General features: G+C 49.7%; 17 protein-coding genes and 1 tRNA gene. 2 read left to right on the top strand and 16 right to left on the bottom strand.

Annotated features, from left to right (window positions below; translation table 11 throughout):
- Positions 1-17: 17 nt before the first annotated feature.
- Positions 18-94: transfer RNA gene (locus SEML1_RS00595), tRNA-Arg, on the bottom strand.
- Between the two features lie 68 nt (positions 95-162).
- Positions 163-669: a nucleoside-diphosphate kinase gene (locus SEML1_RS00590; protein WP_376754131.1), complete on the bottom strand. Its 507-nt coding sequence runs from the start codon at positions 667-669 to the stop codon at positions 163-165.
- Between the two features lie 135 nt (positions 670-804).
- On the opposite strand from SEML1_RS00590, the gene xerA reads away from it, so the two are divergent.
- Entirely contained in the window at positions 805-1734 is a 930-nt protein-coding gene (xerA, locus tag SEML1_RS00585; protein ID WP_376754130.1) for a site-specific tyrosine recombinase/integron integrase, read from the top strand.
- Between the two features lie 49 nt (positions 1735-1783).
- On the opposite strand, the gene SEML1_RS00580 is transcribed toward xerA, so the two are convergent.
- The 13 genes from SEML1_RS00580 to pilM form a co-directional block, all read right to left on the bottom strand.
- Complete coding sequence (locus SEML1_RS00580) at positions 1784-2938, bottom strand: hypothetical protein (protein ID WP_376754129.1); 1155 nt, start codon at positions 2936-2938, stop codon at positions 1784-1786.
- Positions 2935-3639, bottom strand: coding sequence for a PilW family protein (locus tag SEML1_RS00575; RefSeq protein WP_376754128.1), 705 nt, complete (start codon positions 3637-3639; stop codon positions 2935-2937). Before SEML1_RS00575 ends, SEML1_RS00580 begins: the two co-directional genes overlap by 4 nt.
- A complete protein-coding gene (locus SEML1_RS00570; protein ID WP_376754127.1) occupies positions 3623-4252 on the bottom strand; it encodes a hypothetical protein in 630 nt (209 codons plus the stop codon). Before SEML1_RS00570 ends, SEML1_RS00575 begins: the two co-directional genes overlap by 17 nt.
- Positions 4252-4989 carry a type II secretion system protein gene (locus tag SEML1_RS00565; RefSeq protein WP_376754126.1) on the bottom strand — a complete coding sequence of 246 codons (738 nt, stop codon included), beginning with the start codon at positions 4987-4989 and terminating at the stop codon, positions 4252-4254. Before SEML1_RS00565 ends, SEML1_RS00570 begins: the two co-directional genes overlap by 1 nt.
- A gap of 36 nt (positions 4990-5025) precedes the next feature.
- Positions 5026-5901 (bottom strand): prepilin peptidase, encoded by an 876-nt coding sequence (locus tag SEML1_RS00560; RefSeq protein ID WP_376754125.1) that lies wholly within the window; start codon positions 5899-5901, stop codon positions 5026-5028.
- Between the two features lie 139 nt (positions 5902-6040).
- Complete coding sequence (locus SEML1_RS00555) at positions 6041-6505, bottom strand: type II secretion system protein (protein ID WP_376754124.1); 465 nt, start codon at positions 6503-6505, stop codon at positions 6041-6043.
- A gap of 82 nt (positions 6506-6587) precedes the next feature.
- A complete protein-coding gene (locus SEML1_RS00550) occupies positions 6588-7796 on the bottom strand; it encodes a type II secretion system F family protein (RefSeq protein ID WP_376754123.1) in 1209 nt (402 codons plus the stop codon).
- Between the two features lie 3 nt (positions 7797-7799).
- Positions 7800-8870 (bottom strand): type IV pilus twitching motility protein PilT, encoded by a 1071-nt coding sequence (locus SEML1_RS00545; protein ID WP_376754122.1) that lies wholly within the window; start codon positions 8868-8870, stop codon positions 7800-7802.
- 15 nt (positions 8871-8885) lie between these two features.
- The gene (locus SEML1_RS00540; RefSeq protein ID WP_376754121.1) at positions 8886-10652 is read right to left on the bottom strand and encodes a GspE/PulE family protein; all 1767 of its coding nucleotides are present in this window, start codon (positions 10650-10652) and stop codon (positions 8886-8888) included.
- Positions 10653-10667: 15 nt separating this feature from the next.
- On the bottom strand, positions 10668-10895 hold the full coding sequence (locus SEML1_RS00535) for a hypothetical protein (protein WP_376754120.1): 228 nt from the start codon (positions 10893-10895) through the stop codon (positions 10668-10670).
- Entirely contained in the window at positions 10892-11578 is a 687-nt protein-coding gene (locus SEML1_RS00530) for a hypothetical protein (RefSeq protein WP_376754119.1), read from the bottom strand. The genes SEML1_RS00535 and SEML1_RS00530 overlap by 4 nt, the downstream gene beginning before the upstream one ends.
- Positions 11579-11580: 2 nt before the next feature.
- Entirely contained in the window at positions 11581-12303 is a 723-nt protein-coding gene (locus tag SEML1_RS00525; RefSeq protein ID WP_376754118.1) for a hypothetical protein, read from the bottom strand.
- Positions 12300-13352 carry a type IV pilus assembly protein PilM gene (pilM, locus tag SEML1_RS00520; RefSeq protein WP_376754117.1) on the bottom strand — a complete coding sequence of 351 codons (1053 nt, stop codon included), beginning with the start codon at positions 13350-13352 and terminating at the stop codon, positions 12300-12302. Before pilM ends, SEML1_RS00525 begins: the two co-directional genes overlap by 4 nt.
- 77 nt (positions 13353-13429) lie before the next feature.
- Here pilM and ychF point away from each other — a divergent pair, with 77 nt between their 5' ends.
- Positions 13430-14512 carry a redox-regulated ATPase YchF gene (ychF, locus tag SEML1_RS00515; protein ID WP_376754116.1) on the top strand — a complete coding sequence of 361 codons (1083 nt, stop codon included), beginning with the start codon at positions 13430-13432 and terminating at the stop codon, positions 14510-14512.
- Here the strand turns inward: ychF and SEML1_RS00510 are convergent.
- On the bottom strand, positions 14496-15236 hold the full coding sequence (locus SEML1_RS00510) for a TlyA family RNA methyltransferase (protein WP_376754115.1): 741 nt from the start codon (positions 15234-15236) through the stop codon (positions 14496-14498). The genes ychF and SEML1_RS00510 overlap by 17 nt on opposite strands.
- Positions 15237-15238 lie beyond the last annotated feature (2 nt).

Here is a 15238-nt window from a genome sequence, read left to right as displayed (position 1 = left end):
TGTCTACTGTTGCTATCTGGTACCCCGGATAGGAGTCGAACCTACAACCTTATCCTTAGGACGGATCTGCTCTATCCAGTTGAGCTACCGAGGCATATACCTAGTATACCGCTTGAGCTCGTAAAATGGTAATACGAATCAAGCGGTATATGCGATATTTTATTATAAGGTAAATTTATCGTTGAGCGACTTATACTCAAAAATTTCGTCGTCTGAAAACCAGTGTCCAATTTCCTCAATCGCTTCTTTGTCATTGCCGCTAGCGTGGATAAGATTTGGCACGCCCTTATGCTCAGCGTCAGCATACACGAAGCTCATATGTGAGTAGTCACCGCGGATTGTCCCAGGAGCAGCACTTTTCGGTTCAGTCGTACCGACAAGTTTGCGTACTAATTGCACCGCCTCAACTCCTTCAAGCACCATCGCAATCACTGGCCCCTGCACCATCATGTCAAGCGTGATGTCAAATTTTTCTTTGCCGCGGCGCGTAATCATCTGTCCAATTTCTTCGTAGTGGCGATAATAATGCTCTTTAGTCGGCGCAATCATTTTTGTTGCGACGATTTTTAACCCGACCCGCTCAAACCGCGTCAAAATCTCACCAACAATGCCGCGCTGCACAGCATCGGGCTTAAATATAATCAACGTTCGTTCTACTATTCCTGCCACTAAATCCTCCTATACCTATTATTTCTAGCTCGTATTGTAGCAAATATTGTCTTGTTTCTCTATTGGTATTCCACTGAACAATAAAGTTATTCAGACAATTTTTACAGTTACCCCAAATTGCGGTATGCTAGAAGCATGGAAATGTCTGCGCTATTACTAGATTTCGCTGAATATCTTGAGATTGAACGCGGTCGGTCAAGCCGCACATCGGAAAATTACACCCGGTACCTTGAGCGTTTTTTACAATTTGCCGGCATGGACCTTACTGTTGACAAAATCACACCAGAGCTTATCCGCAAATACCGTCTGTGGCTCAACCGCCAAAAAGACGACAACGGAAACGAACTCGCACTCATCACGCAGAACTATCACCTCATTGCGCTACGCGGGTTTCTTAACTACCTCAGTAAACGCAGCATTCCAAGCATGGCACCAAATAAAATTGAATTACCACGCGTCCATAGAAAACAAGTAACATTTTTATACAACGACGAGGTTGAGCGAATATTTGACGCCGTACCGGATGACGACGAGATCTCACATCTGCGCGACAGAGCAATCCTAGAGCTACTATACTCAAGTGGACTGCGCGTCTCAGAGCTCATCGGGCTAAACCGCGATCACGTCAACACTACACGTCGAGAGTTCACGGTGCGCGGAAAAGGCCAAAAAGACCGCCCAGTATTTATCAGCAAGAGCGCAGCAACTCAATTAGAGCTGTATCTTCGCGCGCGGACAGACTCGCTCATCCCATTATTTTTAAGCTACAGCCGCAATACTCAAGCGCCGAGCACGAGCGGCGACTACCGACGGCTCAACCAGCGCAGCGTGCAGCGAATGGTCGCAAAGTACGCGCGGCTTGCTGGAATCACCAAGCACGTCAGTCCGCACACGATGCGCCACAGCTTTGCGACCGACCTGCTTATGAACGGCGCGGATATTCGCAGCGTGCAAAGTATGCTCGGGCATAGCAGTATCGCCACAACGCAAGTATATACGCACGTCACTGACCAACATTTGCGGGATGTGTATGAACGTTTTCACAGCGATAATACCGAGGCATGATACTTATATATCTTGAAAGCTAGGCCGATTACGGTTATTCGAAACTACTCTATTTCTTCGGACGCGGATCACATACGCCACTGATAGCGGCTGTGTCGCTCACTGAGAAATCCTTGCACAAACTACCCGTCGTATCAACAGCATATTCAGGGAACGTAAACGCCCCGTCTGGACTGACACGGCTCAGAACACGGCGATAAACATCGCCGGCACGACCGGTTGAATCAACAAGCGGTTGCACGCCATCAAACTGCGCTGTTGCATTGCCGCTAGCATCCTCAAACGATACTCGAAGTTGTGTGCGCGTATACAAACTCGTAACCCGCATAAATGCCATCCGTGAACCAGCCTTTAGCTGGCGCCCATTCGGGATAGTAAGGACTGCCGCACAAGCATATTGGTTCGCGTTGAAGCGAGCTGCCGAGCATAATACCGGCGATGGCGACACTGTCACGTTCGTCTGCGAGCCCGCCGCACGCGTCGCCTGTAACGAAATCGTATTAATCATCGCGCTTGATCCGCGCACACTGGTCGGTCGCAAGAGCGCCGTCATCACTTGGCTACTGTCGTAGTCGACCTGCTCCATGCTGCCATCTGGTTTTTCAGGAGCAACAATTTGCACGCGCAACATTGCTGGAGCATCCGCGCCCCACGCATCATGCTGCGGCAGATGATTTGGGTTTGTATCATTCGGATTAGCGATTGCCGGCGTCTCGTCGCTTTTAAGCGTCCACTGCACCATAATATGATCCGTATCATTCGTTGTTTTAAGCGGAATCACTTTCGACACGCCCTCTTCAAGCGTATGCTTCACATCATCTGTTGTGCTTTCAATCTTGACGCACGTATACGCCTGCCCTTGGGTGCTATCAGCCGGCGCACCATTGCTGCGGATTGTCACCCGCGTGTCGGTCGTCGACGCAGCAATGCCGGCTTTCTGCACAGTATCGCATCGTTGCGCTAAAATAGCCGTACACGCCGCACTCGCAGTGCTTCCGTTTGCACACGCCGTAATGACGCGTTTCGCATCCTCAACACCAGAAACTGCCGAATCGTAAGCGCTTTGTGATAAATTATTATCAGATGCCTGCGTTTCCTCCTGCGACATCAACCGCACAAAGCCAACTGATATGATTACCAATAGAAGCGACGTAAACATTACAACGATAATCGAAACCATGCCCTTTTCAGACTGCCGGTTCATGATGCCTTCTCCATAATTACAATTTCATTAAACTGGTTGATTGCGCAAAACGTAAAGTTATTTTCAGCTTCATTTGACGTACGGCACGTTTGGTCGGTCGTGTTGATTTCTTCACCTTGGTTCGTGCCGAGCGTATAGGAGATATTAAAGGCGCGATCGCCGTTTCGATCAAAGATCGGCGTCACGTCCATCCGATACACAGCCAAATCAGCCTGCCCTTTGAGCAATTCCGTTGCGCGCATTGTACCGGTCGTCGAGACATCGGTCGCGTACACGCCATTTTGCGGAATACAAAATGTACCAAGCGGATCAGCCACGCGCGCCAAGATAATCGCATCACCTGTACTGTTATAGCGGACTGCCGCCGACGGGTCATTTGAGCGCAAGTTCTCTGGCTTATTCCATAAATAAGCGCGAGAACCGATACACAACCGCCCGAGCCCGCCGGCACCCTGCGTATCAGCGGCGACAAACCGCACCTCGCCCTGCCCGACCACCAAACCATCGCGCCGGATCAGGTCGCCAACCTCGCGCCCGGACTGGTTAATTGATTTTATCGTAATACCCTTATGGTACATATTTGTTAGCTGAATCGTCGTTACTGCAATTGATATCAACAGTACTGCAACACCCGCCATCGCGAGCAACAATTCAACCAATGTAAACCCTCTATTTGTCGCCCTCTTAGTTTTTGCCATCATAAATCCTCGTTATCGTTCCTATCGTCGTTGGCACGGACGTACCGACACTATCCCAGCACGCATTAACATACACGTCGTATGCGTTACCTGTCTCTTCTCCAGGCTTACGCGCTTCCGAGCGGACAACTTGAATGAACAGCCCCTGAGCTCGCGGCGCATTCGCATTTGACAAATCAACGCGCGCAAACACAGCCGGCTCAGCATACGCCGCCGACGTCGTCACGTCAACAACACGTACATCGTTGCGAGCTGGGTTCTGTGCCAAGAAAAATGCCTTACTGCTATTTGTCAATCCATTATTTTCAAGTGTTGGGCATCGGTTATTATTCTTTTCAACGAAATCAGTTACATTAATATGCGGTCCATGGCTCGCCGACTGAATTACATATCGACTACGGATTTGTTGCCACGCGTCGGTATGATGCGCCTGGATGTAGCGTATCATTGAAATTTGCGAATCAATCTGTTGGCGTACAAGCGTAATTTCAAGCGAACGCTGCGCTACCTGTATACCGCGATTCATCAGTACATAGGTACCGACAACGAGCATACTGAGCACCGTGAAGCTAAACATCACCTCAATCACCGTATCACCGCGTGCAAATCGCTTCATCAGTTACAACCCTCCGTACGCGTAACAACGCCGCTTGCGCCAGGCGCATCTGCCGCAATCACAACGCCAAGCGTCTGCCCCGCTAACCAACCAGATGGATCAATACAGATGACCGAATCATTACGACGATTACCCTCTACAACAAGCTGATCTAGCATTACCGACGCTCGACGCATTGTATAAGTATGAATTACCCCGCTAATCGGCGAACGTACAATTGCAATCGCCCACGCATTATCGCCTGTTGCTGGCGGTTGTGTACGCACACCCCAATCAAGCTGGTACGTCTGCGGCTGAGCACTACTATCAATAAACAGCCGCCGATTCGCCGCCGTATCTGTTGTAAAAACTACATCGTCACCAACACCAGACTTCAAAAATGTATTTGTCACTCCAGACATATAGATCGGTTGCGACTGGAACGTCTGCCCATTTGCAGTCGTTACTAAACGCCCAACAATCACGCATGTCTCACTCGTGCCGGGCGGCGCAGAATGAGCTATGGAAAACGTACCGTCTGCCGCGCATTCGCGGTGGTCATCAATATCATTGCGTACGTTGATTGTCTGTCCATACTGCCCTTGAATATACGACGAAAACCCATCGACTGCGTCGCGATACCGCTGCAACCCGAGCGTTGAACCAACTGACGCCAAAATCCCTACCGCAAGCACACCCGTCACCGCCAGAAACAGCATAACTTCGATAATCGTAAACCCGCGCGATGCCCTCTTCATACTGATTATTTTACCATAAGCATAACAGAATTAACACTAGAAAGTTGTCACTGCGAACAGCCAGGTCACAATAGGATTAGCTGCAAAATACGAGATCAGCATACCGAGAATAAATAGCGGACCAAACGGTATTTCGCTGCCTGGCTTGAGTTTTTTGCCGATAAGTCCCGGCAGCACGATGATACAGCCGATAAAGTTCGCTAAAAATAACGCTAAAAACGCCTTTTCCCAGCTGGCGAGCATAAGTCCGAGCCCGAGCCCGAGCTTCACGTCGCCCTCACCGATCCACGCGCCATGTGATAAAACGCTCAGCACGAAATACAATCCCGACATAATCGCTACAGCGCCAGCCAGCGACCATATGTCAATATCATGCACAAACACAAACCGCAGTACGACAAATATAAGTGCAAGCGCTACATACGCCCAAGTGAGGCGATTCGGCAACAACTGCCACTTTAGGTCGTAGGCCGCGAGCATCACGAGCAGCACGAGCGACACTAACCACAGAACAAACGACATCCAGCCTACGGCACCAGTAAGTGGAAACGGCCACCACACGTACGACACCACAAAGAGTGCTGCCGTCATCAGCTCGATGACCGGCTCAAACCAGCCAATCGACTTACGGCAATAGCGGCATTTTCCACCCGTCGACAGCCAACTGGCAATAGGGATTAAATCATACCAGGCGAGTGCATGACGGCATTGCAGACAACACGAACGATCGCGCTTACCTTTTTTGCCCAGGAGCGGTTTGAGCCGCTTGAGCTCTACCTTGTCATAAGGTTCATGCGCTTCTTTATCTTCGTATAGCTGCCGTGCACGCAACCGCCATACCTGTGCGCCAGCAAAACTCCCCATGATAAGTCCGAAAACACCAAACAGTATTGCAGTGATGATCGCATCCATACCGCTATTGTACACTATGAATGATATTTGCGCGAGGCATAATAACGGTAGCGATCAACAAGATGCAAGCAACCTCACAACTAAAAGAGGCCTCAAACTATATCATTCGAAACCTCTTTCCTATTTTACACTTATTATACTAAGCTTCCATACAGTACGTCGAGTTACCATTTTCGAGATGCGTGATCGTCGCGTACTGGCGGAGTGTGCCCGGTCTGAGCTGTTGAGTTGTACTATTTACACCGGCAGCACCACACTGCGCACGTAAGACAACAATGATTTCACCGTCATTTACAGTCATAGTATTATTATATGCTCGAACCATGACGCGATCCCTAGCTGAGTTACCCGACAAATTCGTAACATACGCGCGAAGCCGCTGCTCGTCATGGGTTGTTGGTAGATTGCCACGGTTTGCGCTCGCATAGCTGTTTACTGCCGCCGACACGATACTCACGTCGTTCTTACGCGCTGTATCGCGTTGGCTGCGCTGCAGTGCCGGCAGCGCAATAAATATCATCAAGAAGATCAACGCCGCAATCGCCAGTACTAGCACGACTTCAATGATCGTAAATCCGCGCTCCTTAAGTTGTTGTCTGCTCATACCCCCATTCCACCTTTCCTTAACGCTTCTTATGGTTACATCTAGCATAGCGCACTATCGCGCTGCTGTCTAGTCTTTGTTATCATCGAATAGAATTTACCAACCCGTAAATTGGGAATAGCACTGCCGCAATCAAACCACCCGCAAAAATTGCTAGGATAACCATCAATACCGGCTCGACGAGCGTAGAGACCGCCTTGATCTGCTCATCTAACTCATCTTCGTAGGCTTGTGCCGTTTTACCCATCATTTCGTCGATTTTACCGGACTGCTCGCCAATTTTAATCATCTGCGGCACCATGAGTAAGATATAATCCTCATGCTCAAGCGCCGCCGAAAGTGCCTTACCACTTTGTACTTTACCAGCAGCGCGCGTAATCTCTTCGCTAATAATAACGTTATTCACCGATTCGGACGAGATTTTAAGCATATCAAGCATCGGCACACCTGTCGCCAGTAGTGTCTGCCCGGTGCGCGTAAACCGCGCCATGTACAAGCGGCGCATCATACCGTTAAATGGTGGCATGTTTAGCTTGAGTGTATCAAGCACACGAATACCCGCGTCTGTTTTGAAATATTGCCGTACAAAGTACACAATAATGACAACTACGATAAGCATTAGCCACCAAAACTTTATCATGAAATTTGATACCGCTATCAGGATAGCCGTGAGAATTGGTAATGTTTTTTTCATATCATGATAAAGATTCTCAACTTGCGGCACAATCGTAAACATCATAAACAACATGACGGCAACCATCACGACAAGCACAATTGCTGGATACACCATAGCACCACGGATTTTACTAAGCATAGCGGCATCTTTTTCTTGCTGAGCAGCTATACGCTTGAGCGCTTCATCAAGCGTACCAGATGCTTCGCCGGCAGTGACGAGCGCAATATAAATTTTATTGAACACCTCCGGATGCTTTGAAAATGCGCTTGATAGAGTTTTACCGCCCTCAACATCAGCAACGATCTCTTGAATAACCTCTTGCATACGCTTGTTGCTTGTCTGGTCGAGTACAGTACGCAAGCTCTGCGTGAGCGGCAATCCTGCACCAATCAACGTCGCAAGTTGGCGCGAAAATACGATTTTGTCTTTGTTAGTAATACGATTTGCAAACCGCGCAAAGACATTGTTATCGCCGCCCTCTTCTTTGATTGTGAGCGGCATGTAACCCTGCTCAATCAGCACTTTTGCCGCTGATGTTTCAGAATCCGCTTGTACAAGCGACTTAACGATTTTACCCGTCGCTTTGTCGCGCGCTTCGTAGTTAAACTTTTTCACGCTTTACCCCCTCATCAACCTTTCAAACTCCGTCAGATCAACAGCAAATTCCCGTGCGTTATCATACGTAATCGTACCGCTTTGCACCAAGTTTACAAGCGTGCGATCCATCGTCTGCATACCCTGTTCGGCACCAGTTTGAATAATTGCGTCAAGCTGGTGGCTTTTACCTTCGCGAATAACGTTGCGGACTGCCGGATTTGCTACCAAAATTTCAGCCGCAACGACACGCCCGCCGCCAATTGATGGCACTAAGCGCTGCGAACAAATACCCATCAAAATGTTTGCAAGCTGCGCACGAATTTGCGGCTGCTGGTGCGGCGGAAAGACGTCGATCATACGATCAATACTTTGTGCCGCCGAGTTGGTGTGCAATGTTGCAAATACTAAGTGCCCCGTTTCAGCAATCGTGATCGCCGCCGAAATTGTTTCAAGGTCGCGCATCTCACCAATCAGCACAACATCCGGATCTTGGCGCAGGCTTGAACGCAGCGCCGCCGAGAACGAATAGGTGTCGTAATGGACTTCACGCTGCACTACTACCGACTTCTTTGATTTATGGGTGAATTCAATCGGATCCTCAATCGTAATAATGTGCTGCGCTTTTTCGCTATTGATTTTATCAACAAGCGCTGCAAGCGTCGTCGACTTACCCGAACCAGTTGGCCCAGTCACGAGCACAAGCCCGCGCGGATAGTCTGCAAACGATAAGACCACCGGCGGCAACCCAAGTTCTTGCACCGACTTGATTTCATTCGGAATTAAGCGTAACGCCGCCGCCAGATTGCCGCGCTCATGGAACGCGTTCACGCGGAAACGTCCAAGCTCGCCAAACGCGAAACTAAAGTCAAACTCTTTATCTTTCAGCAAAATCTGCTGCTGGTCTTCGTCAAGGATACGAAATACCAAACGCTCCACCGTCGCTTCATCAAGCGGCTGCGTCCCCGCAACCGGCGAAAGTGAACCGTCAACGCGCAACATCGGCGGTAGTCCAACTTGAATATGCAAGTCGCTCGCACGTTTCTTGACGACTTCTTCAAGTAATATTTCCATCATGAGTTCTTCGTTTTGCATAGCCTTCCCTTTCTTTTATGTGGTGTCTGCCGACGTCACGCGATTAACTTCTTCCAACGTAGTGATTCCTGTTAGCGCCTTCAGATAGCCATCTTGGCGCATCGTGATCATGCCTTGCTCAATTGCCTTATGCTGTATTTCGGCGCTTGTAGCGCGTTTCACAATTAAATTCTGAATTGCTTCGGTCACATCCATCACTTCAAAAATACCAGCGCGCCCAGCGTACCCATGCGGCGTTGCCGGCGTATCGCGCCCTTTCACTAAAGTATAAGCGGTTTGGCCGGCAAGTGGCAAGTCTTTATAGCCTAAATCCGCTGAAACGTTCGCAACTTCCTCTTTCGTCTTCGGTAGTAAATGCCCAACCGTTTCTTTGATCATCTGCGTTTCAAGCGGCGTCGACCAATACGCATCGCGCCGGTTCGCCACGCGCCGCACCAGCCGCTGGCCGATAATTGTATTAACCGTGCTCGCGATCAAGAATGGTTCAATCCCCATATCCAGCAAACGCGGCAACACGCCCGCCGCCGAGTTTGTATGCAATGTCGAGAACACCAGATGCCCTGTCAGCGCTGCCTGCACACCAAGGTTCGCAGTTTCGCCGTCGCGCATCTCACCGACCATCACCACGTCTGGATCTTGGCGCAAAATTGAGCGTAATCCATTTGCAAACGTCAGACCGACGTCAGTATTAACCTGGATCTGATTCACGCCGTCCATCTTATACTCAACCGGGTCTTCAAGCGTGACAATATTAATCGCGTCCGTTTTAATTTCCTTAATCAACGCGTATAAGCTCGTCGATTTACCGCTCCCTGTCGGACCACTCGTCAGCACCATGCCATTCGGACGCTGAATGCCTTTGCGGATCGCGCGCAGCGAACGCCCAGCGTAGCCCATCTGCTCCAGATCAAACAAATTTCCCGCTTTATCAAGCAGGCGAATAACAACCTGTTCGCCCCATACCACCGGACTGATCGCAATACGCAAGTCAACTTCTTTGTCGCTCACGCGCACTGTGAATTGTCCATCCTGCGGAATACGATGCTCGTCAATCTTTAGGTTGGACAAAATTTTTATACGGCTGACCAGCGCCGGCTCAATACTTTTCGGCAACTGCATCACCTCGCGCAGCACGCCGTCAATACGGCAGCGGATCTTCAGCGATTTTTCAAGCGGCTCAATATGAACGTCGCTCGCACGGCTTTTCACGGCATACTCAAGCACCGTACTCAGCGCCCGGCTAATCGGCGAATCTTGCACGATTGTCTTAATATCGCGCGCCGCTTCTTGCGCCGCTTCTGCCTGTGAGACTTGCGCCGCCTCATCAACGCTTGATAGATCGGTCTTATACTGGTCAAGTACGTGCCGCACGCCCGCTTCGGACGCCATAAAGACTTTCAGCGGCCGCTGAATACGGTTCGCCAGGTAATCGACCGCCTGCACGTTATTTGCGTCAATCATCGCCACCGCGAGACGGTTTTGCACCTCGGCAAGCGGTACTGCCATGAACCGCTCAGCAATATCAGACGGCAACAGCGACAAAATACTCTGATCAATGATACTTGATGTTAAATTAACATACGGCACGCCCGACACCTGCGCAATTGCATGCGTCAACAGCTCTTCATCAATCGTTCCGTTCGACGTGAGCGTCGCGAGGAGCGGCGTATTACTCTGCTTCGCCGTTTGCGTTGCTTGTTTGATGACATCGCGAGAAACAAGCCCTTCGTCCGTTAAGAGCTTGATGAGCTTCTCTTGCATATCATCGGTCATCAACGCCATGCGAATATGCTCCGGTTAGCTCGACGATTGTCCGATAACTGTTTCAACTGTTGGGTTGATTGCTTTAGAGTTAAACGTATCTTCGCTTGGTTTTTCGACAGTATCACTGATTTTTTCGATTGTGTCAACCTGCGCACCTTTTGGCGACACCTTGAGCGCCGGAATGTTATCAGCGATCAAAAACGCCGATAACATTGATATTCCAGCGATCAGCACAAGCATCGCAATATCGGTTTTTTTCACGGCTTTACCTCTTTCTTTGTTAACTGAATAGTTTTCGCCGGCAAATAGTATCCATGCCCGTTTATCGTCATGACAACGCGCGAGTCGCCTTGCTCAATTGTCATAGAGTCAATATCGACCACGCGAATAGATTTTTCAAGATTCTTCAATACATCGCGGAGTGCATCGGGATTCGCTGCCGATATTGACATCGTAAATGGAATTTGCTGCACATCTTTGACGTTTGATCCCGACGTTGCCGTCGTGCCGTCGTCCGTCGCAGCATCTTCACCAACCTGGAACGATTCAAGCTTCACATCCGGTGTCCGCGCTACTAAGCTCTGCACTGACGCGCCGAGCGCAAGCGCGTTATTGTCTGCCGGCAAAGCATCTAATATGACACGCAACGGCTCTTCGTTGTCATTCAACTTCACCGAGCTAAGCGCCGCATTTGTGTTCAATACGCGAATTTCGTCGCGCAGCTTATTGACTGCTTTGTTATTTGCCTGGAGCGTATTGACGGTATTTTGCTTTTCTACTACTACTTTCGATTCAAACACGATGCGCTGTATCAAGAATCCCGCGACCACGACCGCAAAACCGGCAATTACCGATGCACCAGCCACCCAGGCAAACATCGTGCGGCCCGATTTATAAATTTGCTGCCGCTTGCCAGCTGATTGATCTTTTTTTACCTCTGGCATGATTACTTCTCCTCCTTTTTCGACGAATTTGACGAGAATAATCCGTCCGGTACGTGCGTCTTTGAGTCGGTCACATCAATGCTGCCGGTCGGCGTCACGATCGTCACATTTTTGTACTCATTCGACGTCAATTCTTTCGGATACGAGAACGTCAGCGTAAAATGCAGCGCCGTTGAGCCGTCAGATTCCTGCACGTACGTCGTGTTTGTAATCGTTACTTCACTTGCAAGCGGCACCTCTTTTGTCGATGAATCGTCGCGGTATTGAATTTTTGTATTCAAAATCGTCTTTTTCATGATATCAGTCGCCGTAAAGCTATTTGCCGCTGAGCCGTCGATCGCAATTGACGTTTCCGACGGCTTAAATCGAATCGTCGAAATCTTGATATTATTTGGTGCTGGCGGATTAACTGCACTCACAACCTCGAACACACGCGAATTGATACCGCGTGCCTTATCCAACTCTGACACATGCGCTAACTGATTTTGAATCGTCACAATATCATTCACGCCCGACTGTCCGCTCAGCTGGCGGTAGCCCGACTTAATCTCGCCGTCTTTTACTAACCCCGCTGCACTGATCGCGCCGAGTCCGACGCCAAGTACCGCAATCGCGCCGCCCGCAACAATCATTACCATGATTGATGCCGATACCACCATATTGCGCATTCGCTGCGCGCGCAGATACTCGCGCTTTACATCTGGAATCAAGTTTACTTCAATCATGAAAGATTCCTCCTTTTTGCTAAACCGATAGCTGTCGCGTATTCAGCCGCGACCGCCGCCAGATCCTGCTGCTCGGATTGCGACATCTGAATATTTTGCCACGGGTTCGCTGGCGACGCAGGAGTGTTTGTCTTATCCGAGAAATATGCGTCGAGCTGCGGAATCATCGAGCCAAAGCCCGAAAGCAAAATTTGCGACACATTGACATTCGGATAGCGCGTCTGGAAAAACTTGATTGATTTTGACAGTTCCGAAGCGAAACTATCAAGCGTCATTTCAATCGCACGGTATACTTGTCCTTCTAGCCGGTCTTTCGCGAGTCCGAATTTCAGGATAAACTGGCGTGCTTGGTCTTCCTGTACGCTTAAGTTTTGTACTGTAGCCTTAACGAGCGAATTTAACCCCGTCGGGATCGTACGAATTAACCGCGGCGTATCGCCGTAAGTGATCGCAATGTCCGTCGAAAGTTCGCCCATATCAACCAGCATCAACGCAGTATTTGCTGCATTCGCTGGTACGAGCGCGCGCACCATCGCGAGCGGATCCGGCTCTTCAGCGATCACATTCAATCCAAGCGACTCAACCAACTCAAGCCGCTCCTCGCTGTAATCCTTTGACACGCTTGTTATCAAGACTTCTTCTTGATTCTGCGCTCGCAGCGAGCTGCCTAAAAGCGCCCAGTCGACTTTAGCATCGTCCGTGCCCATCGGCACATACTGATCGATCTGGTACTTCATCGTTGCTTTTAGCTCGGCGTCGGACATCGTCGGAATGTCAACAACCGTCGTAAACGTTTTGCCCGACGGCAATCCGATCGCTACATTTTTTGTTTTAATACCGCTTTGCCCGACGGCAGTCATAATAACTTCGCCAAGCTGGCGGCGCGCCTCTGGTGAGTCGCTCGCGGTCACCTTGCGGTCAACCGGTACGTAGCCGTGCGCCACAAGATTCCAACTATTCTGGCCGGCTGCAGACAGCTGCAATACGCGCACTGCGTTGGTACCGATATCCAGTGCAAAAAAATCGCCCAGCCCTTTTTGAAATTTCATATGGTTCTATTATGCATAAGTTTTTCGAAAAACACAAGCATTTCACCAGTTTTCTCCTGTGCGGTATACTAAGGAATATGAGTCTATCAATTGGAATCGTCGGCTTGCCTAATGTCGGCAAGTCTACGCTATTTAATGCGTTAACAAACAATGATATTTTAGCGGCAAATTACCCATTTGCCACGATTGAGCCGAATACTGGCGTCGTGCCCGTTCCGGACGAACGGTTGGAAACTCTTGCAGAGATGTACCATGCCGAAAAAATAATTCCCGCCACCGTGACGTTCGTCGATATCGCAGGACTCGTCGCAGGCGCAGCAAACGGCGAAGGCTTAGGAAATAAATTTCTCGCAAACATACGAAACTGCGACGCAATTGTGCACATTGTGCGTGCATTTGCGCACGGCGACATTGTTCATGTGGAAAATAACGTCGATCCTGCGCGTGATATCGAAACGATCAATACCGAACTAATTTTAGCTGATATTCAGACGATCGAGACGCGCCTTGCCAAACTCACCAAAGAAGCCAAAGCTAATCCAGAAGCGCTTGATCGCGTCAACCGCTTGGGGGCAATCGTTACCGAACTTAAAGCTGGAAAGCCAATCAACGAACAATCAAACATTGAAGCGGAAGACATTGCCGACCTACATTTACTAACAGCCAAACCTGTCATTTATGTGTTTAACGTTAACGAAGAAACGTTATCAAACGACGCAGCTAAGCAAGAATTACGCGCGCTCGTGCCAAAATCACGCAGTTTATTCATCTGCGCTAAATTAGAGGACGAGCTCAAAGGACTCAACGAAAGTGATGCGCTTGAGCTTTTGCAAAGTTACGAAGTCTCCGAAACTGGCTTAACGCAAATGATTCACGCCGCTTATGATATCCTCGGGCTGCAAAGTTACGTAACTGCCGGGCCGAAAGAAGTGCGCGCCTGGACAATTCACCAGGGCTGGACCGCGCCGCAAGCCGCTGGCGTTATCCACAGCGATTTTGAGCGTGGATTTATCGCCGCACAGGTCGTTAACTACCGCGACCTTGTAACTGCCGGCTCGGAAGCAGCCGCACGCGCCGCCGGAAAAATCCGCACCGAAGGTAAAGATTACGTCATGCAGCCCGACGATGTCGTTGAGTTTCGGTTCAATGTTTCGCGCTAGCGTTTAGACCGCCGGATGCAAATAGATAAAATCGTTCTTGGTTGCCGTGCGCGCCTTTTACAGTGCTATCGGCTTTATCTAGGATACGGAAAAACGAGCGCGCCCATAGTTCAAAGTCTTTGAGAATCGCGCGGCGAATCGTGTTATTTTTAATTACGCCGCTCCGGCCAAGTTGTCCGCGCCCTGCTTCAAATTGCGGCTTTACCATTGCAATAATTTTTGTGTTCAAGCCAGCTAGCGTACGGATATACGGTAAAATTTGGCGCAGGCTGATAAACGATACGTCGATCACAATAATGTCGGGCGTTTGCGCGGGCGAAAAATCGCGAATATCGGTTTTTTCATGTAATTCAACGCGTCTATCCTCGCGTAATTTCGGGTGCAACTGGTTCGTGCCGACATCAACCGCATAGACTAGCCGCGCACCATGCTGCAGTGCGTAATCGGTAAATCCGCCCGTACTGCTGCCGACATCAAGCACAACCGCGCCATCAAACGACACGGCAAGTTTATGCGCAACGCTCGCAAGCTTGAGCCCTGCCCGACTCACGTAGCGCTCCGGCGCGTTCATTGTCACATCGCTTGCTTCATCAACGAATTCGCCCGCCTTTACCGCAACCCGCCCATTCACATGTATGCGCCCTAGCTGAATCCAATTTGCCGCCTCGCTACGCGTTGCCGCTAGTCCGCGTATAACCATCATTTTATCAAGCCGTTGTTTCATAG

The organism is Candidatus Saccharimonadaceae bacterium ML1, assembly GCA_030253535.1.
Lineage (GTDB): Bacteria > Patescibacteriota > Saccharimonadia > Saccharimonadales > Saccharimonadaceae > Saccharimonas > Saccharimonas epibionticum.
Note: the sequence above shows the minus strand (reverse complement) of the source record. Positions and strands in the feature narration are given on the sequence as shown.

Excerpts from the sequence above, each read along its gene's own strand:
- xerA (WP_376754130.1), top strand. The coding sequence starts at position 805 with ATGGAAATGTCTGCGCTATTACTAGATTTCGCTGAATATCTTGAGATT.
- SEML1_RS00580 (WP_376754129.1), bottom strand. The coding sequence starts at position 2,938 with ATGAACCGGCAGTCTGAAAAGGGCATGGTTTCGATTATCGTTGTAATG.
- SEML1_RS00575 (WP_376754128.1), bottom strand. The coding sequence starts at position 3,639 with ATGATGGCAAAAACTAAGAGGGCGACAAATAGAGGGTTTACATTGGTT.
- SEML1_RS00570 (WP_376754127.1), bottom strand. The coding sequence starts at position 4,252 with ATGAAGCGATTTGCACGCGGTGATACGGTGATTGAGGTGATGTTTAGC.
- SEML1_RS00565 (WP_376754126.1), bottom strand. The coding sequence starts at position 4,989 with ATGAAGAGGGCATCGCGCGGGTTTACGATTATCGAAGTTATGCTGTTT.
- SEML1_RS00560 (WP_376754125.1), bottom strand. The coding sequence starts at position 5,901 with ATGGATGCGATCATCACTGCAATACTGTTTGGTGTTTTCGGACTTATC.
- SEML1_RS00555 (WP_376754124.1), bottom strand. The coding sequence starts at position 6,505 with ATGAGCAGACAACAACTTAAGGAGCGCGGATTTACGATCATTGAAGTC.
- SEML1_RS00545 (WP_376754122.1), bottom strand. The coding sequence starts at position 8,870 with ATGCAAAACGAAGAACTCATGATGGAAATATTACTTGAAGAAGTCGTC.
- SEML1_RS00540 (WP_376754121.1), bottom strand. The coding sequence starts at position 10,652 with ATGGCGTTGATGACCGATGATATGCAAGAGAAGCTCATCAAGCTCTTA.
- SEML1_RS00530 (WP_376754119.1), bottom strand. The coding sequence starts at position 11,578 with ATGCCAGAGGTAAAAAAAGATCAATCAGCTGGCAAGCGGCAGCAAATT.
- SEML1_RS00525 (WP_376754118.1), bottom strand. The coding sequence starts at position 12,303 with ATGATTGAAGTAAACTTGATTCCAGATGTAAAGCGCGAGTATCTGCGC.
- pilM (WP_376754117.1), bottom strand. The coding sequence starts at position 13,352 with ATGAAATTTCAAAAAGGGCTGGGCGATTTTTTTGCACTGGATATCGGT.
- ychF (WP_376754116.1), top strand. The coding sequence starts at position 13,430 with ATGAGTCTATCAATTGGAATCGTCGGCTTGCCTAATGTCGGCAAGTCT.
- SEML1_RS00510 (WP_376754115.1), bottom strand. The coding sequence starts at position 15,236 with ATGAAACAACGGCTTGATAAAATGATGGTTATACGCGGACTAGCGGCA.